The organism is Singulisphaera acidiphila DSM 18658 (genome assembly GCF_000242455.2).
Classification (GTDB): Bacteria; Planctomycetota; Planctomycetia; order Isosphaerales; family Isosphaeraceae; genus Singulisphaera; species Singulisphaera acidiphila.
Map to the genome: position 1 here is coordinate 9457736 of NC_019892.1, position 20008 is coordinate 9477743.

Sequence of the window (20008 nt, forward strand, 5' to 3'; positions counted from 1 at the left end):
TCAACAATGAGCACTGTCCGGTTAGTGGCCCCCGTGGTGGGATGTTCAGGGGTGCGCATGGACGGCGTGCCGCCCCGCCATCGGCTCGCTGCTCGAAATCACTTGCCCATGATGACTTCCAGGTCCATCGAGAGTTCTCCGCCCGCCTCGTTTATCGAGGAGGCTCGGCGCCAAGTCGACGAAGCACTAAGGCGTTACCTGCCGGCCAGCGAGGACGCGGGCGCCCTCTGCCCCCCTCGGCTCTCCGAGGCGATGCGATACAGCGTGCTTGGCGGCGGCAAGCGACTCCGGCCGATCCTCTGCCTGCTGGCTGCCGAGGCCTGCGGAGCCGATCCTTCGGCCGCGTTACCCGCGGCCTGCGCTCTTGAGCTCGTGCACACTTATTCACTGATCCACGACGACCTGCCGGCGATGGACGACGACGACTTGAGGCGTGGGCGACCGACCTGCCACAAGGCGTTCGACGAGGCGACGGCGGTCCTGGCGGGGGATGGTCTCCTGACTCTCGCCTTCGAGATCCTGGCCCAGCACGTCCGGCCCGCCGAAGCGGCGGTGGCCTGCGTGCAGGCACTGGCCGAAGGGGCGGGGCCGAGTGGTATGGTCGGGGGCCAGATGGCCGACCTCGAGGCGGAAGGGCGGAACGACCCGAGCCTTGAGGCCCTCGAATCGATCCACCGGCGCAAGACAGGGGCCCTGCTCCGTGCCTCGCTCCGCATGGGGGGCCTGGTCGCCGGCGCGGATGAGACGAGCCTGCACGCCCTCAATATTTATGGAGGTGCGGTGGGCCTGGCCTTCCAAATCATTGATGACCTGCTTGACGTCCAAGGGGACGAAACCAAGCTGGGCAAGCGGGTCGGTAAAGATTCCGGGTTAGGGAAATGGACTTATCCCGGTTTATTAGGAATCGAGGGGAGTCGCCAGCGAGCCAAGCAACTGGCCGATGAGGCTGTCGCGGCTCTGGCCCCCCTGGGTGCAAGCGGTGATCGGTTGCGGGCGTTGGCCCTGGATCTTTTGGAAAGGGACTGCTGATGAGCAGCACGATGTTGCCCAAGATCGAGTCGCCGGCCGACCTACACTCGCTCTCCGAGAAGGACCTCGAGAGGCTGGCGGCGGAGATGCGCGAGGAGTTGATCGGCATCGTCGGCCGACGCTCCGCCCACTTCGCGAGTAACCTTGGCGTGGTCGAGCTCTGCCTGGCCCTCCATCTGGCGTTCGACTTTTCCCAGGACCGCCTGATCTGGGATACCGGACATCAGATCTATCCGCATAAGCTGATCACCGGCCGCGCGGCCGAGCTGCACTCGATCCGGACCAAGGGGGGCCTGATGGGCTACCCCAACCCGGCGGAGAGTCTTTACGACCTGTTCATGACCGGCCACGCCGGCTGCGCTCCGTCGACGGCCCTGGGGCTGAAGGCGGGGGACGATCTGGTCGGCCACCCTGAGCGGCACTCGGTCGCGGTCATCGGCGACGGCGCGTTCCCCTCGGGCATCGTCTTCGAGGCTCTGAACAACGCCGGGGGACTCCGCAAGAAATTCCTGGTCGTCCTGAACGACAATCAGATGTCGATCTGCCCGCGAGTCGGCGGCCTGGGCTACTACTTCGACAAAGCCCGAATGACGCCGATGTACAGCGACTGGAACCGACGGGTCCGCAAGCTCCTGCCGTCGATCCCGCTGGTCGGCGACCAGGCTGATCGCTGGCTCCAGCAGATGAAGGACGCGATCAAGGCCTCGGTCCACGGCGGCATGCTCTTCGAAGAGCTCGGCTTCACCTACATCGGCCCGATCGACGGCCACGACCTCAAGACCTTGCGGACGTACCTCGAGAAGGTCAAGGCGATGGACGGCCCGGTCCTGCTCCACGTCCTGACCGACAAGGGGCACGGGTTCGAGCCGGCCGTCAAAGACCCGGTCAAGTACCACGCCCCCGCCCCCTTCCAGCGGGTCGAGGATGGGATCATCCCGCTCAAGACGTCGACGCACAAGGCGTTCACCGACGCCGTCAGCGCGGCCCTCTTCGCCGCCATGGAGCGCGACCCGAAGGTGGCCGTCCTGACCGCCGCGATGTGCGAGGGGAACAAGCTTCAAAAGATCCGCGAGGTCTTCCCCGACCGGTTCTTCGACACCGGGATCTGCGAAAGCCACGCCGTCGCCTTCGCCGCTGGAATGGCCAAGGCCGGGGCCCGGCCGGTCGTCGACATCTACAGCACATTCCTCCAGCGTTCCTACGACCAGATCTTCCAGGAAGTCTCGCTCCAGAACCTGCCGGTCATCTTCACGCTCGACCGGGCGGGCTTGGTCGGGTCTGACGGGCCGACGCATCACGGGTCTTATGACCTGGCCTACATGCGGATGTTCCCGAACATGGTCGTCATGGCCCCGGGCGACGAGAAAGACGTCGCCCCCATGATCGAGTTCGCGCTCGGGCACAACGCGCCGGTCTCGATTCGCTACCCCAAGGCGAACCTGGAGACGATCGAGCGCGAGGCCCAGCCGATCGAGCTGGGACAGGCTGAAGTCCTCGAGTGGGAGACCGACGGGATCTTCCTGGCCTGCGGAACCCTGGTCAGCTCCTGCCTCCGGGCGGCCGAGCGGCTCCGGCAGCAGTACGGCCTCCGGATCGGCGTGGTCAATGCCCGGTTCGCCAAGCCGCTCGACAAGACGGTCGTGCTCAAGGCGGTCGAGGAATGCGGCTTCGTCCTCACCGTTGAGGAAGGGTGCCTGGCGGGCGGCTTCGGCTCGGCAGTCCTCGAGGTGGCGAGCGACGCCGGCCTCTCGACGGCCAACGTCCGGCGGCTCGGCCTACCCGACCACTACATCCTCCACGCCGAGCGGGACGAGCAGCTCGCCGAGGTCGGCCTCGACGTCGACGGAATCGCCCGTGCCGCGCTCGAACTGGCCCGCGCAGCCGGCCTACCGGCCGTGCTCGCCGAGAACGGCCAGGCCTGCGCCACCTGACAACCACCGACCACCGGCCAGGGGCTCCTCTTCTCCGTAAACGGGCAAAATAAAGGCCATTCTTATGGGGAATCACGCCTCCTCGCCGGGAACGACTGCGAGCCCCTTGCCCTTGCCCGCGTTGAACGTGGTGATTCTGGGCAACGGCACCAAGCCGGAGGTCCACACCGAGGCCAAGCGCCTGGCCAACGCGGTTGAGCGGCATCCGACGCTCCACCTGATCGGCCTCGACCTGGCGCCCGACACCGACCTGTCCGGCCTCTCGGCCGACGTGGCCCTAGTGCTGGGCGGCGACGGGACCGTTTTGCACACCGCCCGGCGCATGGGCGATCGGCCCACGCCGGTGCTCGGCATCAACGTGGGCCGGCTCGGCTTCCTGGCAGAGCTGACCCCGGCCGCGTTCCTGGAACGGCTCGGCGACCTGGCCGAGCGGCGGTACACGGTCGAGAACCTGATGACCCTGACCTGCACGCTGGCGCCCCGGTCGGGCCCGATCCGGGAGTTCCGCGGCCTCAACGACGTCGTGCTCCGCGCCGCGCCGGTCTTCCACCTCCTCGAGATCGGCCTCTCGATCGACGGCGAGAGCGTCATGACCTACCGAGGCGACGGCCTGATCCTCGCTACCCCGGTCGGCTCGACGGGGCACAGCCTCTCGGCGGGGGGGCCGATCCTCCCGCCAAATGCTCACATGTTCGTCGTCACCCCGCTCTGCGCCCACACCCTGACCCAGCGCCCGCTGGTCGACAGCACCCACAAGGTCTACGAGATGATCCCGTTGGCCACCGGGGTCGCGACCGTCCTGGTCATCGACGGCCAGGTGCAGATCCCGGTGAGCAGCGGCGACCGCGTGATCGTTCGTCGCGGCCTGACCCCGTTCCCGATGGTCCGCCTCCCCGGCCACAGCTTCTACCGCACCCTCCGCGACAAGCTCGGCTGGGGCGCCGCCCCCCCCGGTGACCGAGGGGTCCACCCCTAGTCATCCCCAAGGCTCTCTCCTCCCCCCTGGAACGGCGGGACGCCCACGGTCCCAGGGGGGAGGAGAGGGGATCTACTCGCCTCTGAGTGGCGATGCTATCGCACGTCGAGTTCTTCGCTGCTGTTCCGGCCTTTGCCTCGCGAGAGCGAGCGGACGCTGTCGGTGACGCCGGGAAGAGGTGTGAGTTCAAACTTTGGGAAGGCGAGCGGGCCCCGGACGCTGATGACGAAGAGCTGGCCGCTGGCCTCGCGCAGAGCGTCGCTCAGGAACGGGACGTGGAATCGGTCGCGGCCGGCCAGGGGATTGAGTTTCAGGTTGAGGTGCCCTTGGACGTCCATCGTCCCTCGGCCCTTGAAGCTGATGACGTTGCCGGTCAGCTTGATCGAGTCAAGCACCGACTCGCCGTTCCGGATCTTCATCGCGATGTCGGCCGAGTCGAACATCGCATTTTTCCCTGGTGAGACCTTGAGCGACTTGAGTGAGTTGACCAGCGTGAGCACGACCGGCAACTCACCAAGGTTCCCCTCCACGACCTGCGCCTCGCCCTCGCCTTGCAGGTTCTTCAGTTCGTTGCCCATGCCGTTGAGCGCGAGCCGGCCGGAGACCAGGCCACTGTAGGTCTGGCGACCGCTAATGGTCTTGGCGTAATGCTGAAGATCGGCCTTTTCCACTTTCAGCTCGGTCTCGTACTTGGGCGTGTCGTCGAGGGTCACTCCGAACCGACCGCTCACGACGCCGCCAAGCAGGTTGCCGCGGATACTCTTGAGCTCGGCCTTACCCTGACCGACCTGGAACGGAGACTCAAGCGCGGTAATCTGCTGGCCAAGCAGGCTGACGCTGGCGAGGTTCAAGGCGCCACGGACCTCGAGGCTCTGACCGTCGAACCGACCGCGGACATGGTCGAGCTGTCCCTGAAGGTGTTCGAGCGGGAGCCCCGCATGGATCGTGTTGTCGTTGAGAACGACGAGCACGTTCTCCCAGTCACAGAGGACCGACTCATGGGTCTTGCCCGACCAGCTCAGGCCGAGATCCCCATTGATCTTGGAGATCGGCCGCCCTTGATCGAGCCGGCGGGCGAAATTCTTCATCACCGGAGGCATGATCGTGACCAGTTGCTCGTGGTCGAGCCGAAGCTTTTCGACCGCGACCTGCTTGACGTTGAGCTCGAACTGGCCGCTATCCTTGACCAGGACCTGGCCGCGTGCGAACTTCACGGGCGAGCCGTAAAACATGAAGCCCACATCTTCCATTTTGACCAGGCCGTTGTCGGAGACGAACCGCCCCTTGACGTTATCCATCCGGAGCGTGAACATCCCGCTGGTGTCCTTCCCCCCCGGCTGGCGGGGAGGGCCGAACTTGAGCTGGACGGCCGTCTCAGGGCGGGGATCAATCACCAGGTGATACTCCTCGGGCTGGTCGGGGCGCACGTGGATCTCCGCCTCCACGTTGCTCGATCCAATCGGGTTGAGGATCTCCCACGACTTCCGCCAGGCCAAGGGCAACGCCTCGTGCAACTGTTCGTCGAACGGGAGCTTCTCGGCTCTCATACTCAGATCAACGGCCAACCGATCGCCAGGTCCGGGGCCGGGGTCGAGCTTCTCGACGACCCCGCTGCCGGTGATCTCCGCTTGCCCGTTGCGGCCTTTCATCTCACGGAAGATCCACTTGTCAGGGTGGAGCTCGAGCTGACCGGTCAGGTTCGACACGGGATAGGGGAGGCCGTCCCACTTGATCGAGCAGTTCTCATTGAGCCTGAGGAACGCGTGGATCGCCACATTCCCCTGGGGGGGATCGTCCGGGTGGATCCGGCGGGTCCGCTCGATATCCGCCTTGCCCCGGACCGACCCGGTCGGATGGAACTCGCCGACCACCTTATTGATCTCGGGAGGCATCGCGTCGAAGAGGGTCTGGTCGATCGGCATCGCCTCCCCCTCGAAGTGGAGCCGGACGTGGGCGTCGTCACCAGGGTTATCGATCGTGCCCGTGGCCGTCAGCGGCTTCCCTCCAACCAGGGTCTGAAGGTTGACGCGGATCTGGTTGTTCTCGCAGATCAAGCTTCCCCTGATATGATCGAGCGGATACTGGAAGAAGCGGTAGAACATCGCAACGTCCAAGCAGGCGACGCTCCAGCCGTAACCGAGCGGCCCCCCTTCTCGGTCGCGGACGAGCTTGACGGCGGCATTGACCCGCCCCGACGGGGTGAAGTCCTTCCAGAGGGGAAGAAACTCGGCCGGAGTCCAGGCGCGGAGCCGCTTATCGAGTTCCAGCTCCTTGACCTTGAGGACGACGCTCAGAGGCGCACGATTGGGATCGCCCAGCACGATCCGGCTTTCCTCGACGAGGATCGTCGTCGGCCCGTTCACCCCCGAGGCCCGCTCGATCTCGATGACACCGTCGCGGGCCGAGAGACTGGCCGACAGGTCGTTGATCGTGAACGGAAGATGGGAGCAGTCCAAAACACCCGATCGGATCTGCACCCCAACGTCGTAACGAATCGAAGGGTTGGCGGTCGGGTCGTAGGACACATGGCCGACTCGCAAGTCGACCTCGCCGCTGGTCATCCCGACCTGCTCGGAATCCGAGCGCAGCTCAGCGGGAATCCGACTTCGAAGGGTCGGTGAGATCGCGAGCCGCGTAACATCGCCGCCGATGCTGAGTTTGCCGGTGCCAAGGTCGATCGTTCCCTTGAGGGCGAGCCGGTTGAACGCGTCCCCTTTGGCCGAGCCCTCGAACACCAGGATCTTGCTGCCGGCCGCCTTGATCTCGAGCGCCACGTCACGGAGGATCACAGGGGATCGGGTGACGTCGCCGTCGATCAGCTCGACCGTCCCGTGCTGGATCAGGATCGGCGGAGTCTTCATCATCGGGCCGGGCCAAGGGTCGGCAAGCAAACCTTGGAGATTCCAGGTCCCATCCTTCCTCTGCCGAAGCCGGAGCGTCGGTTGTGCGACCACCACCTCGCGCGGTTCGAACTTTCCCTTGAGCATCGCACGGGGGTTGTACCCGATCCGCGTCCAGGGGAGCCGAAGCGCCTGGAATGGAGCCCCATCCAAGGTTTGGTTGATTTGAAGATGCGTGAGGTTGATCTCGCCCAGGAACGGCCGGATCCGCGCACGCCCCACGTTTACATCCGAACCCGGCAGGAACCGCTTCCCTTCCGAGTGAATCAGGGTGGACACCGTCTCGCTGTCAGTCACGTACCAGAAGGCAAAGCCGACCACTCCGCCCAGGCAGGTCAGGAGGAAGAAGGTCCCCCAGAAGAGGGCCTTACAGACGCGTTGTCGAGTGAGCATGAGCCATGCCTCCTTCCTTGGAGGAGTCGCACGAGAGCGACTAACATCGTCCCGATCCATTGCGTGGTGCGCCGCTTCGCCCACCGCTTCGATTCAATTCCATTCAACGACTGAGTGCCTGTCTCGGAAGGCCAGGCTTCACCGGGGAAAAGGGACGTTTGGGTGCCACGGGTTCCGTACTCGGACCCCGTGCTCCACAGGCCAAGGCATTCCCGCATGGGTTCCGAGTACGGAACCGCATGGCACCCGGAAGGTTATCAAAAACTCCGGTGCGATTCGCCTTCTGCGACAGACTCTGATCGATTTCGATCGCGAGCCAGACGGTGGCTCCCCCTCGAGGCACCGATCGCAGCCAGCGCCATGGCCGGCATTTCGGCGGGGATGCGGTAACGCATCGAGCTGGCGAAGACCATGTGCAAAGCACAAAAGTAAAGCAAGGGGCCGGCCAGGATGACCAAAGCGCGGGGATCGCGACGACGATCCCAGAGGCCGCGCGCCATCAAAACAAACAAAGGGATCGTGAACGAGGCGCTGGCCAACGTGACGAGTGGCGAGCGGAAGGATTCGGCATTGGGCCAAGGGCTCCAGTACCGCGCGAACTTGACGACCGCCAGCCCGAGCGCCCGGCCCGGCCGAGCGCGAACGAACGCCAAAGCGCGATCGCGCAGCAAGGCGTCCTGCGTCTCCTCGTCGAGCGGCCAGAGTTCGGGCTCGTTCATGAAATCCATGTCGCTGGCCCCGGTCGCCCGGGGGTTGAGCCCATCGTAGAGGCTGGCACCCGTCCAGATCGCCGTCGGCACGAACCGGCCGAACAGCCGCTCGTTGCGCACCCACCAAGGGGCCATGACAATCAAGCCCCCCAGCACGACCAGGCCCGCCCAACGGATCGCTGCAACCCGCTGACCACGGCCGCTCGCAACGACCCAGACCAGCAGCGCTGTGGGCGGGAACAAGGCCCATGAGGGACGCACCAAAACGGCGGCTCCCCAGGCCAAACCAGCCCCCAGCGCCCAGGCTCGTTGGTATCGCCTGGGTGTCAGGTCGTCGCCGGCCCAGAGCACCGCCAGCGCCCAGAGTCCGAAGAGCATCAGCGGCAAGAACAGCGCCTCGGTCAAGATCAGAGCCGAGGTCACGATGAAGTAAGGGTGGAACGCCACCAGGGCCGCCGCCACCAAGGGGGGCGTCCACCTCCGTCGCTCCTCCCCTTCCCTCTCGGGCACGAACTGGCCGGTCAGCCGGTAGACCAGCCAGACGCAGAGGACCCCGAGCCCAGCCTGGACCAGCCGGACCGCGATCGGGCGATCGCCGAATAAGAAGCGGCAGGCCGCAAGAAAGAGCGGATAGCCCGGCGTCCTGAGTGCGAAATGTGGAATCTCCCCCCAGTCGAGCACCTCGTAAGGCGCTCCATCGCGGATCGTCCCCGCGAGATACCAGTAGGCCTTGGTGTCGGGGAAGACGCACAAAACCCCCTTGCGCTGGGTGTACCACTGCACCAGGTCAGCCGCCAGCACGCGCAGCCCGAAGGCCCATTCGAGAACCAGGGCCAGCGACGCAAATCGTTCGATCGCCCTGGGTTCTGCCATGGGATGCCGAAAAGAAGGGTGGTCGTTCAGGGGACGAGTCCGAGGGGCGCCGGATCGTACGCCAAAGCCGCGGGTAGGGTCAATCGCAACCTCGTTCCACCACCACCCCGGCCCCGGCCGCATCGGCCTCCCACCTCAGCCCGACTGTCCGACCCGTCGGCGCAGTCAGGCGGACACGGTGGGCAATTCGATGGCCGACCACCCAGACGATTCCGAGGCGGTCACAGACGAGAGGGATCCGCCCACGCGCCTCACGAGGGACGCGCCTGCCCCGGAAAAAGTCATTCAAGGGGGTGGTCTGCTCCCCCATACCGAGCGGTTGGAATCGGTCGCCCGGCAAGGGAGCGCGGACGGAGAGCGGAGCGACAAGTCGGTCGAGGTCCAGGGTCTCATCGCGCGGGGCGTCGGGATCGAGAGTCGTAACGACCCGGCCATCGCCCCAAGGGACCGAGCCGGGCAGTTCGAGCGGTACCGGCACCTCGGGAACGGGCGGACAATCCGTTCCGACGGACCCCGCGCGCCGTCTCAGGACCAAGGTCTCCGGAGCAAAAAGGATCTCGATCCCCCCGAAGACCAGACTCCGCGCATCAGCCTGCCGCACCAGGTCGGCCAGCCGCCGCCAGCGCTCGGCGCTCATGCTGGCCTCGGGCCACCCGGCCCGCCGCCAGGCGAACCGGAGAACTTCCGTGCGGTGGAACCTCGAAAATCGCCCCAGGGCCGCGCGGTCCAGCGACACTTCCGCCGAGTTGGCCTCGATCGTGGCGACCCGGACCATCTCGAGCACGCGGCGGCGGTCACTCCGATCGGAGGCCGCTGCCAGCTCTCCCAGGCGCACCAGGGCCTCGGCCACCTTCGGGTTGTACTCGGCCGCGAGCTTGGGAAGCAGGTCATGGCGAATCCGGGCCCGGGTTCGCGACTGGTCGTTGTTGCTGGCGTCGTCGCGATAAGGCTGGCCAAGCGCCCCGAGCAGGCCGCGAACCTCCTCGCGCGCCACCTTCAAAAAAGGACGTGCAAGCGTAATCCCCGCCGCCAAGGGACGCCGCGACGGAATGCCCGCAAGACCACGGGGACCAGTCCCGCGCACAATCCGATGGAGGATCGTCTCGGCCTGGTCGTCGCGAGTGTGGCCGACCGCCACGACTGAAGCCCCTCGCGCCTGCGCGACCTCGGCCAGCCAGGCATAACGCGCTCCCCTGGCATCAGCCTCGAAGTGCCCCGCGCGACTCGGGCTCCACTGCCCCAGGTCCACCGGCAAATCCAACGTCCCGGCCAACTCCGCCACGAACCTTGCATCCTCCCGGCCCGCCTCACCCCGGACCCCATGATCCAGGTGCGCCACGGAAAGCCGAAGCCCCAGCTCCGGACCGAACCGGTGAAGCACCCGCAGCAGGCCCACGCTGTCCCCTCCCCCGGAGACGGCCACCACCCAGCCGGTCCCGAGCCCGGAGTCAACCCAATCCGCCAGCCGGCGTCGCACACCCTCTTGCCACTCTGCCGACACAAAAAACCCCTTTCCAACCCCGCCGACCGCCAAATTCGGCGCCGCATTTGCAGGTGATAGCTATTTGGATGTTTGTGTCTTCAATCATCGGGAGAATCAAAGGGAGAGAGCAATCATGGCCACCAATCCACCCCCGGGCGACGGCCATCGCAAAGGAGCCGTCCGCAAGCGTTCCCAGGTCGCGAACACCCTGACCGAACGCTACACCAAGCGAGACACCGAGACGGGCCGATTCATGGCTCAGAAGAAGGATGGACAACCGTTTAAGGGAGTCCGCAAGGAGCACCAGACCTAAAAACTCAAAAAATAAAGAAAGGCCCGTCGGCCTCCATCTTAGCACTGACGGACCTGCTTCTCACATCCGGACGCTCAAGAGCGTCACGCTCGACCGAACACTCGTTTTTTTCGGAATGGTTCGCTGAACGCCACGCAGTCCACCAGGCCAACCAAAACCACCGAATCGTCAAATCAGGCCAACTGCGTATGCCGAGGTAGTACACGAAAGCTAGAGAAGCAGCCATTTCGGGCCGATACGAAGCAGAGGATTCTTATGGATTGAGCGAAATGCTCGGGCCCGTGGTAGGACAAACGATGTCTCCGAAGCACGAGATGCGGCCGCAAGTGGAAATGATGGACTCTCGGGTTCTGCTCTCGGCTCTCCACCCGTTGCAGCGGAAATTCGTGGATTTGACCGGACCGTTGATGAGGCATGACGCCTGGTCGGCGCCCAAGCCCACCGGCCGCTCGGCGTACGTCTACAACTTCCAAGGCGCCGGCGGACTCGCGGCGATGGGGGCCGTTCAAACCAGCGGCAGCGTGACCGATACGGTTCGCGCCGGCAACCACTCGTACCGGGGCAACCTCACCCTGGCGAACACCCAGGGGTCGGTCAAAATCACGATCCGAGCCGACTCCTACAAGATCACCGGCGGCACCGGCGTCTATAAGGGAGCCACGGGCTTGGGGGGCGTCGCTTTCGGAACCAGGAGCAACGGTGAACTCGCCGGCCTGGCCCTCAACGCGGACATGTGAAAGGAACGAGCCCTACGTTCGCCGCTGGCCGAGGTGAATGGCCTGTCTGGCGGCCCCACCGGGAGTGAAACCGATCGCGCCGGGTGAGGCCGAACCTGCGCCCTCAGTGAGTCCCGAGATCCGCCGAACGCATCGTGACAGCGAACCGTTGCATGCGTTTGTGGAGAAGATTAACGACGGAGAACCGCTCGAGACTCGCGGGGCTCAGTGGCCATCGGGCGAAGGAATAGATCCAGCATCCATCACTTGAGAACGCTAGCGGAGCGAAGGTGCGGTTCCTGGCACACGTCACGGCATCGGCCTCGTCGACCCAAGGGTTCCCGGTCGCCGGGTCGATGGTCAGCGGAGCCAGTTGCAAATCGAGTTCCGACCTCGCTCCGCGACGAACCAAGTAGGCCACCATCAGGCGGCCGTCCACAGCGGACGAAACCGCAGCCAGTCGCTCCTCACGGACCTGCTCGCTCTCTCGAGAGGCGGGGCACGACCGAATGAGCCGGCCCCCTTCCACGATCGCCGAGCCATCGGGGGTGAGCCGGAGCCACCAGAGTTGCGATCGCGGCTGTTTTCGCGCGGTACTGTCCCAGTTCGAATAGGTGAGTGTGGCGATGAGCCTTCGCCCCAATCGCGGATCGATCGGCCAGGTCAGTTCGGAAAGCTTCGGAGAACCGGGCAGGGCCAACCTCTCAGGCCAGGCCACGGGCGTGGGGGCAATGTCGCTCGCATTTCCTGAGACCCGCCCCCCTCGCGACGACTCGAACGAGACGCGATAGAGCTCCCCGTCCCCCCCTGCGAACAAGGCCTGGAGCGTCGTGTCCGGGAACCAGCAAGGACAATCGTTCGGCATCGACACCAACCCGTCAACCTGGTCAAGAAGCTCACCCGTGGGCAGGGCATACCGCGCGAGTCCGACCACCTGGGGGCCGGCAGCGGCGGCCGACGTCCAGACCCCGACGACATGCGTACGCCCTTGTCCGTCCCGCCAAGGGGAGCATGCGGCATGCATCAAGTGCCCCCCATCGGCGAGCCGGATGGGCTTGGTGGTGCCGGTCTCGAGGTCCAGAACCCGAAAAAGAGAGTCGGCGACACCGAAGAGAAAACCGTTGAACGGCTGGAACCGAGGGGCCTCCAGCCGGCGCCCCTCCTGATACCGCAGGTTGTGACGACCCAAGGGAACGGCGACAACCGTAAGGGTGATCGCAATGGCGACGATCAGCCGAACCATCAAGCTCAACACGAGTCGCATAGCCAAGCCCCAACCGAAGAGCCAAGCATGGTGCCCCCGGGATCACCTCTCCCAGAAGCCTTACCTCTTACAATTGTCGTCTCCAGGACGGGCCATGTCAACTAACTAAGTAAGACGGCCCTTCAGCACGTCTCGCATGGACATTGGAGTCCGCCCGAGCAGACGACCCAAGGGTGGGATCGACGGCGGAGAATTGCTCGATCGGATTGCCAAGTCGGAATGACCAGGGATTCAATGGGATAGGCGGAGGGCGTGGACCGCAAGGTACGAACGATGGAAAAGACCAGCGACTACGCACCGAAGTGGGTTGAGATCACCGATTGACCGAAAGGGGGATTGGCCATGCAGCTCGGCGGCATCCTCGAGACGGCTCTCTACGTGTCCGGCATCAGGCGGTCGGTCCTCGATTGCCAACGGGACGGCCAGTTCAGCGGCATCAAGGTCGCTTACCTCAGGACCCAGCGCGATCTCGGGGTGCCCCTTGATATCTTCAACGGTTTGTCCGGCAAACCGTAGCCGGATGCGACTTATCGCATTTGGGCGGCGTTCGACGATCCTGCCAGTCTCTGCGTCATGTATCGTGCCGGGGAAGAGCCCAACACCTTGCGGAACATAAATACGAAGCTGCTCGCGCTTTCATAACCCAGGTCTGTGGCAACCGATTGGACCGGCTTGCCCTGGGAGAGCCATTGCAGGGCCAGGCTGATGTGAAGCTGCTGCCGCCAGCGCCCAAAACTCATGCCGGTCTCCTGAAGCACGAGGCGGCTGAGGGTCCGCTCACTGACCTCGATGCGCTCCGCCCACTCCTGCACAGACGCCCTATCGGAAGGATTGGCTGCCATCGCATCCGCGATTTTCCGCAGGCGGTCGTCCGAAGGCATCGGGAGATGCAGCTTCTCTATGGGTGCAGCGGCAAGCTCATCGAGCAACACCATCGCGAGGCGTGATTCCGCTCCTTCGACGGCATACAAGGCGGGAATCCCGGCGAATCGAAGGAGGAGTTCACGCAGCAGCGACGAGACGGAGACGGTGCAACAGGCATCCGGCATGGTCGGGGCCGAGGCCGGGTCCACGAACAGGGAGTAGACCTCAATGGTCCCGACGCCTTTGACGACGTGCCGCGTGCCGCCGGGGATCCAGACGGCGCACTGCGGCGGTACGATCCACAATCCCTGCGACACTTCGCACGTCAACACGCCGCGGGCCACGTAGACCATCTGGGCCATGCGGTGATGGTGATCGACCAACGCCATTCCACTGGGGCCGGTCACGAAGTCGGTGCGACCTGCCATCACCGGCCGAGACATTCGGTCAGGATCGGCTCGTTCGTCACCAGATTCGTGCATCTGCATAAGAACCATCCCGAAGACCTCCTGAACCCTCGTGGCTGGAATTCGATACAAGTTGGCAGAACGTCCTGATGTGGTCAAGGAGGGAACAGGTTATCGTCCAAGCCACGGAGATTCCGGCCATAAACCAGGGAGGGATCAGGATGGACACTCAAATCGCGATCATCGGCGCCGGGCTCGGTGGCCTGACTCTTGCCCGGGTGCTCCATGTTCACGGCATCGCGGCTACAGTCTTCGAAGCGGAGGCCTCGGCGAACGCGCGGGCGCAGGGAGGCATGCTCGATATCCACGAAGAGAACGGGCAGCTCGCACTCAAGGCGGCGGGACTCTTCGATAAGTTCCTCGAGATCATCCACGAGGGCGGTCAGGAAATTCGGGTAATCGACAAGGACGGAACCGTCCTGTTTGCCAAACCCGACGACGGCTCGGGCGGCCGACCTGAGGTGCCCAGAGGAGACCTTCGTCGGATTCTGCTCGACTCGCTCCCCGCCGATACGGTCCGCTGGGGATGCAAGGTGACAGCGGTTTCTCCGCTTGGCGGCGGGCGGCACGTTCTGACCTTTGCTGACGGCTCTACGGTGACTACAGACCTCCTCGTGGGCGCAGACGGTGCCTGGTCTAAGGTTCGTCCGCTCGTTACCGAGGCAAAGCCAGCCTATGTCGGCATGGTGTTCATTGAGACCTACCTATTTGACGCCGACTCCCGCCACAAGGCGAGCGCGGAAGCAGTCGGCGGCGGTTCGATGATGGCACTGTCGCCGGGTAAAGGCATCTTCGCGCACCGCGAACCCAAGGGCGTGCTGCACACGTATGTGGAGTTGAGCAAGCCGAGGGACTGGATTGACGGCATCGACTTCACCGATCCGGCGACCGCCTTGGCCAGCGTCGCCAAGGAGTTCGACGGCTGGGCACCGGAGCTGACGGCGCTCATCACCGACGGAGAGACCGACCCGGTGCCTCGCCCTATCCACGCGCTCCCGGTCACGCACAGATGGGATCGGGTGCCAGGGGTGACGCTGCTCGGCGATGCGGCACACCTGATGCCGCCAAATGGCGAAGGGGCCAACCTCGCGATGTTCGACGGCGCCGAACTTGGGAAGGCCATCGCCGCCAATCCCGGCGACATCGAGGCCGCGCTTGTCGCGTATGAAAAGGAGCTCTTTCTCCGCGGCGAGGCGGCGGCTGCAGCGGGGGACGAAGTGCTCTTTGAGAAGCTGCTCGGTCCCAACGCGCCCCAGAGCCTGGTTGACTTCTTCGTCAATAACCATGCCGACAATTAATTTCCCTGCACGACAGCAAATCGGGCCCTTCGGCGAGTGCCCCTGACAGGAATCGGGCCTCGTGCAGAATTCCAAGCCGATGCAATCATGACAGGCGGCTTTCAAGCGGCCGGCAAACAGTTGACCAAGGGAGAGCCCATCCACGAACAACGGTTCAGAACATTCGCTTCGGCCCGTAGACTGGAGGGATGAGGCCCAGGGAGGGGACCGCCATACCTCGTTGTAGGCCGTTCAAAGTCATCGATGCCATAGCCAGGTATACTCGTGCGAATTCTCCTGCTCGGAGACTCAACTGGCGCTCGTCGAAATCGCCTGTGCTTCCCCTGCACCTCGCCACCAACGGCTCGCCCAGCCCTGGTCCCACTCCCCCGCGCAAGCACATTCGCCCAGGGCCCGCTCCAGGCTTTCCGCGTCCGGGTATCGGTCGGTCGGATCTTTGGCCAGGCATCGCAGCACGACGCGTTCGACGTCCTCGGGGATGCCGGCACGGACCTGTGACGGGGGGATCACAGGGTCGCGGGCGTGCGCGATGATCACGCCGATCTCGTTGTCCTCGTCGAACGGCGGCCGACCGGCCAGCAGGAAGTAGGCCACCGCGCCGAGCGAGTAGATGTCGCTCCGCTCATCCAACTCCAGGCCCCCCCGCGCCTGCTCGGGCGACATGAACAGCGGCGTACCGAGGATCTGCCCCTCACGACTCAGTTGGGAGGTCCGAGGCGTCGTCGCCACCGGCGTGGGCCGGACAAGGCCGAAGTCGAGCAGCTTGGCCACGTCGTCCATCCCACCGCGACGGGCCGCAAAGATGTTCGACGGTTTGACGTCGCGATGGATCAGGCCGACCCCATGCGCCTCGCGAAGCGCCAGGCAGACCTGCCGGAGCAGGTAGACGGCCCGTTCGGGCGGAACCGGGCCGTGCCGCTCGACCAACTCGGCCAGGCTCAGGCCCGGGAGATACTCCATGACATAATAATAAGTCCCGTCTTCGGTCCTGCCGTAGTCGAAGACTTCCACGGTGTTCGGATGCGAGAGTGTGGCGGTGAGCTGAACCTCGCGTTCGAACCGCGCCAGGGCATTGGGGTCGGCCACTTCTTCCGGCCGAATCAACTTGAGGGCGCAAGGACGCTTGAGGAGCTGGTGCTCGGCAAGGTAGACCTCTCCCATTCCACCGGAGCCGATCCGCTGCCGCAGGCGATACTGGCCGAGTTGGCGAGCCTCGGCAACCTGGCGGCGCAGCCTGGAAATCGTGCGAGCTCCGAACGTGGAGCCGACGGCCAGGACCAACAGAATGATCGCATCGAAGCCGAACAGCCAGATCCGATGGGTCTTGCTTCCCCGCCACCCTTCCCAGAGCCAACCCATCGCTGCCGGATACTGCATGGCGAGTACGAAGAGGATCGTGAAGGGGAGCAGCGCCAGCGGCCCCACCACCACTGAAGTCCGCCGCCAGCTCTTGGGCACGTAGAGCCCATAGGTCAGGATCAGGATCGAGGTGAGGAGAACGATGTTCTTCATCGTGAGCTGCGCCATCATCCGATCGTTGCGCAGGGAGAACACGAGCATCAGCCGATACTGGACGATGGCGAGACGCCCCGCGAGCATCCCGATCATGCCCAGCTCCAGGGTTTTGAGACAGGCGAGCGAGAGGGGCCACCGGCTCCAGAGCAGGGCGATGATACCCCCGAGGGCCACGATGACGATCACGTCGAGGTAATAGATCGTGAGGTCGTCATCCCCCGCGATGACGATGCTTCTCCAGACGGTCGCCATCCCCAGGATGAGGATGTAGATGATCGGCAGTTCGCGCAGACGAGCGCGCACCACCGATCGCGGCTCGGAGACCGGGGGCGGTCCCGTCCCCACAACGATGGCCGCCTTGGGGGTGAAGCCACCAGTGTCGTCGATGAATCCTGGCTGAAGGCGATCGATCGGGTTGAGCTCCCTCGTTGGAGAACTGCCGCCCCGGGAGGGCCAGTCCCCCGTCCGATCGAGAGGCTGGGGAGTCGACTCGGGGAGTGGCAGGAACGCGGTCCGATCCGCCTGCTCATCCTGGGCCAGAAGGCGGTCGACCTCGGCCCGAAGCTCGTCGTCTTGGCCGCAGGCCCGTCGAAGCCAGGCATCCCGCTCGGGGGGAGCGAGTTGGAGCGAGGCGTCGAAAAGATCACCGATCTGACGCCACCGATCCGGTGTCATTTCATTTCTCCCTCCTGAAGCTGCCCCTGGAGCCAGGCCCGCGCGAGCCGCCAATCCCGTTCGACGGTGACCACCGAGACCCCCAGCGCCTCGGCAACCTCAGGCACGGTGAACCCGCCAAAATATCTCAGAGTCATGACTTGCCCCTGGCGTTCGTTCCGCTCGGCCAACCGGTCGAGGGCCTCGTGAACCGCGACGACATCCAAACCCTGATCCGTAAAGTAGTCCACCAGATGATCTAACGGCATCCGCTGCCAACCCCCGCCACGCCGGTCGGCAGCCCGCCGTCGTGCATGGTCGATGAGAACCTCGCGCATCGCCCGCGCGGCCGACGCGTACAGGTAGTTCCGGTCCACCGCCTTGTCGAAGACCGCGTCGCCCAGCAGCCGCATCACGGCCTCGTGAACGACGGCGGTGGGGGGCAGGGTATGGTCGGTTCGCTCCTTGCGCATCAAATGTGAGGCGACGTGGCGCAGCTCGTCATAGACCAGAGCGAGAACCTCGCCCCTGGCGCGCTCGTCCCCGGCTCGAGCCCGCCCGAGGATGAACGTCAACTCACCCCGCACCTCAGCCTCCATTCCCCCTCCTCCCCTCGAAATCAATGAAGGGTTCCCTCGACATTATTCGCAGGCCTCCATAGGGGACAAGGAGCGGAGCCCCCATGAAGCTGCCCGGAGTGGGGCAAGTGGCCCGCCCAAGCGCGCGTCCACTGAGGTACTTATCGCCGGCCCGACAGGGGCGGCTACGGAAGGAAGCGGACGATGCTCACACTCGTGCTCTGGTCTCTCGGGCTGGCGTTCCTGCCCTTGGCTCTGGGTCTTGCCTGGAGGCTCATTGCTGGGGTCGGACACTTGCTGGGCTTCGGATCTTCGCATCCGTTCGACGAATTCGCAGAGTTCGAGCGACGGCGCGATCTTTGTTCCCTAAACTCTGACCTTTTATCGCGTTCCGTCTCGATCGCCAACAGGATTTCTCCGTCGGGAGGTAAACCGCTCTCCGCCTCTCGCCACTAACAGATCGTTCTGAAACTGGCCTCTGGATTCCGCCTCAGGAAAGCCGGAAACTCGATCATTAGCGTGAGCCTCCACCCCGCACCAACAGTTTGCAAACGGGGGGATCGTGGGCACGGCATCGAGTGAATCCAAAGGTAGAGGCACGACCTCCACAGGACTCTCTCCCCCCCTTTTCGCTTCGCGGGACCGAAGCGGCGACGCTTCCGGCATCCCAAAGCGTGGCTCAACGGGCTTGCGCAATGAGCGCGAACCAAGCGTCGTACCACTACCTCGGTGAACTTCACCCTTCTCCCCAAAACCGCCGTTCCCCAATCACTCCCATTTTTCCGAACGAGGAGATCTGAGATGTCCGACTTCCAACGCAGGGACTTCCTGGCAGGGGCCGCCGCGTTTGCGGCCGCTACGACCGCGGCTCTGGTCGGAACCAAGCGGGCGGAGGCGGGCGACCCGAGCTTCATGAACAACGTTCCCGACCCGCTGCTGGCCGGCGAGGATCTGCCGACCTTCAAGTTCGCCCTGGAGAAGTCGACCGGGAAGGTGATCGGCAACAGCTACGGTAAGGAAGCCACCGTCAAGCAGTTGCCGATCTCCAAGGGGATCGCGGGAGTCTCCATGAAGCTCGAGCCGGGGGCGATGCGCGAGCTGCACTGGCACGCCACCGCAGCCGAGTGGGCGTTTGTGATCGAGGGGCGGGTTCGGACGACGGTCATCGACCCGCAAGGAAACGCCGAGACCAACGACTTTGGTCCGGGAGATGTGTGGTATTTCCCTCGCGGTCACGGTCACATGCTCGAATGCCTGGGACACCAACCCACGCACTTCATCCTGATCTTCGACAACGGCTACTTCTCGGAGTTCGGCACGTTCAGTATCACCGACTGGATTGGCCACGTCCCGAAGCCGCTCCTGGCCAAAAACTTCGGCCTCCCCGAGTCGGCCTTCGACGGGTTCCCCAAGGAGGAAGTGTACTTCGCCCGAGGCGCAGTGCCGCCGGAAGAGCCGGCCTCCCCACTCCGAGGGTACAAGCTGCCGCCGCTGACGCACAAGTATGAACTCCTCGCCCAAACCCCGCACGGCATCTTCAAAGGGGGCCGCGAGTGGCGGGTGGATTCCAGCCGGTTCCCGATCTCGAAGACGGTCACGGGGGTGATCCTCGACCTCGACCCGGGGGCGTTGCGCGAACTCCACTGGCATCCGACCGCAGACGAGTGGCAGTACATCATCGAGGGGAAGGTCAGCATCACCCTGTTCGGCTCCGGTGGCCGGTATCGGACCGAGATCCTTGAGAAGGGGGACGTTGGCTACATCCCGCAAGGGTACGGGCACTCGATCGAAAATATCGGCGACACGCCGTCCCGCACTCTGCTCGGGTTCAATACCGGCACTTACGAGACGATCGACCTGTCGCAGTGGATCGCCGGGAACCCGGTCGACGTACTGGCCACCAACTTCAGCAAGCCGGCCTCACTGGTCGAGAAATTTCCACACCACGACGTGTTCATCGCGGACAAGGACGGAGCGACGAAGCAGCCCGAATCGCAACAGCCTTGATGTGCCTCCAAAATCAGAGGGCGAGGGAAAGGGTGGC

The 20008-nt window shown here is 64.5% G+C and carries 15 protein-coding genes; 8 read left to right on the plus strand and 7 right to left on the minus strand.

The features are described from left to right. The first annotated feature begins 6 nt into the window (after positions 1 to 6). The 3 genes from SINAC_RS36495 to SINAC_RS36505 all read left to right on the plus strand — a co-directional run bounded on the left by SINAC_RS36495 (position 7) and on the right by SINAC_RS36505 (position 3936). Positions 7 to 1029, plus strand: a complete 1023-nt coding sequence (locus SINAC_RS36495; protein WP_015250555.1) for a polyprenyl synthetase family protein — start codon at positions 7 to 9, stop codon at positions 1027 to 1029. Next, complete coding sequence (dxs, locus tag SINAC_RS36500; protein ID WP_015250556.1) at positions 1029 to 2960, plus strand: 1-deoxy-D-xylulose-5-phosphate synthase; 1932 nt, start codon at positions 1029 to 1031, stop codon at positions 2958 to 2960. The genes SINAC_RS36495 and dxs overlap by 1 nt, the downstream gene beginning before the upstream one ends. A 64-nt stretch (positions 2961 to 3024) precedes the next feature. Beyond that, positions 3025 to 3936, plus strand: a complete 912-nt coding sequence (locus SINAC_RS36505; RefSeq protein ID WP_015250557.1) for an NAD(+)/NADH kinase — start codon at positions 3025 to 3027, stop codon at positions 3934 to 3936. Positions 3937 to 4031: 95 nt separating this feature from the next. On the opposite strand, the gene SINAC_RS36510 is transcribed toward SINAC_RS36505, so the two are convergent. From SINAC_RS36510 to tilS, 3 genes are all read right to left on the minus strand, one after another. After that, a complete protein-coding gene (locus SINAC_RS36510) occupies positions 4032 to 7229 on the minus strand; it encodes an AsmA-like C-terminal region-containing protein (protein WP_015250558.1) in 3198 nt (1065 codons plus the stop codon). A 257-nt stretch (positions 7230 to 7486) separates the two neighbouring features. Then, positions 7487 to 8812 (minus strand): glycosyltransferase family 39 protein, encoded by a 1326-nt coding sequence (locus SINAC_RS36515; protein WP_020467151.1) that lies wholly within the window; start codon positions 8810 to 8812, stop codon positions 7487 to 7489. Positions 8813 to 8891: 79 nt separating this feature from the next. Then, positions 8892 to 10313: a tRNA lysidine(34) synthetase TilS gene (gene tilS / locus SINAC_RS36520; protein WP_015250560.1), complete on the minus strand. Its 1422-nt coding sequence runs from the start codon at positions 10311 to 10313 to the stop codon at positions 8892 to 8894. Positions 10314 to 10428: 115 nt separating this feature from the next. Between tilS and SINAC_RS36525 the strand changes: the two genes are divergently transcribed. Further along, positions 10429 to 10608 (plus strand): hypothetical protein, encoded by a 180-nt coding sequence (locus SINAC_RS36525; RefSeq protein ID WP_015250561.1) that lies wholly within the window; start codon positions 10429 to 10431, stop codon positions 10606 to 10608. Between the two features lie 296 nt (positions 10609 to 10904). Beyond that, positions 10905 to 11345 carry a hypothetical protein gene (locus SINAC_RS36530; RefSeq protein ID WP_015250562.1) on the plus strand — a complete coding sequence of 147 codons (441 nt, stop codon included), beginning with the start codon at positions 10905 to 10907 and terminating at the stop codon, positions 11343 to 11345. 103 nt (positions 11346 to 11448) lie between these two features. Here SINAC_RS36530 and SINAC_RS36535 read toward each other — a convergent pair whose 3' ends face one another. Further along, positions 11449 to 12588, minus strand: a complete 1140-nt coding sequence (locus SINAC_RS36535) for a hypothetical protein (protein WP_015250563.1) — start codon at positions 12586 to 12588, stop codon at positions 11449 to 11451. A 342-nt stretch (positions 12589 to 12930) separates the two neighbouring features. Here SINAC_RS36535 and SINAC_RS40755 point away from each other — a divergent pair, with 342 nt between their 5' ends. Further along, complete coding sequence (locus SINAC_RS40755) at positions 12931 to 13104, plus strand: hypothetical protein (RefSeq protein WP_015250564.1); 174 nt, start codon at positions 12931 to 12933, stop codon at positions 13102 to 13104. Between the two features lie 11 nt (positions 13105 to 13115). On the opposite strand, the gene SINAC_RS36540 is transcribed toward SINAC_RS40755, so the two are convergent. After that, the gene (locus SINAC_RS36540; RefSeq protein WP_015250565.1) at positions 13116 to 13949 is read right to left on the minus strand and encodes an AraC family transcriptional regulator; all 834 of its coding nucleotides are present in this window, start codon (positions 13947 to 13949) and stop codon (positions 13116 to 13118) included. Between the two features lie 131 nt (positions 13950 to 14080). Here SINAC_RS36540 and SINAC_RS36545 point away from each other — a divergent pair, with 131 nt between their 5' ends. Continuing rightward, entirely contained in the window at positions 14081 to 15217 is a 1137-nt protein-coding gene (locus SINAC_RS36545; RefSeq protein ID WP_015250566.1) for an FAD-dependent oxidoreductase, read from the plus strand. A 288-nt stretch (positions 15218 to 15505) separates the two neighbouring features. Here the strand turns inward: SINAC_RS36545 and SINAC_RS36550 are convergent, their stop codons facing one another. Next, a complete protein-coding gene (locus SINAC_RS36550; protein WP_015250567.1) occupies positions 15506 to 17407 on the minus strand; it encodes a serine/threonine-protein kinase in 1902 nt (633 codons plus the stop codon). Next, complete coding sequence (locus tag SINAC_RS36555) at positions 17404 to 17985, minus strand: ECF-type sigma factor (protein ID WP_015250568.1); 582 nt, start codon at positions 17983 to 17985, stop codon at positions 17404 to 17406. The genes SINAC_RS36550 and SINAC_RS36555 overlap by 4 nt, the downstream gene beginning before the upstream one ends. A gap of 780 nt (positions 17986 to 18765) precedes the next feature. Here SINAC_RS36555 and SINAC_RS36565 point away from each other — a divergent pair. Continuing rightward, complete coding sequence (locus tag SINAC_RS36565; protein ID WP_015250570.1) at positions 18766 to 19971, plus strand: cupin domain-containing protein; 1206 nt, start codon at positions 18766 to 18768, stop codon at positions 19969 to 19971. The last annotated feature ends 37 nt before the right edge of the window (positions 19972 to 20008 follow it).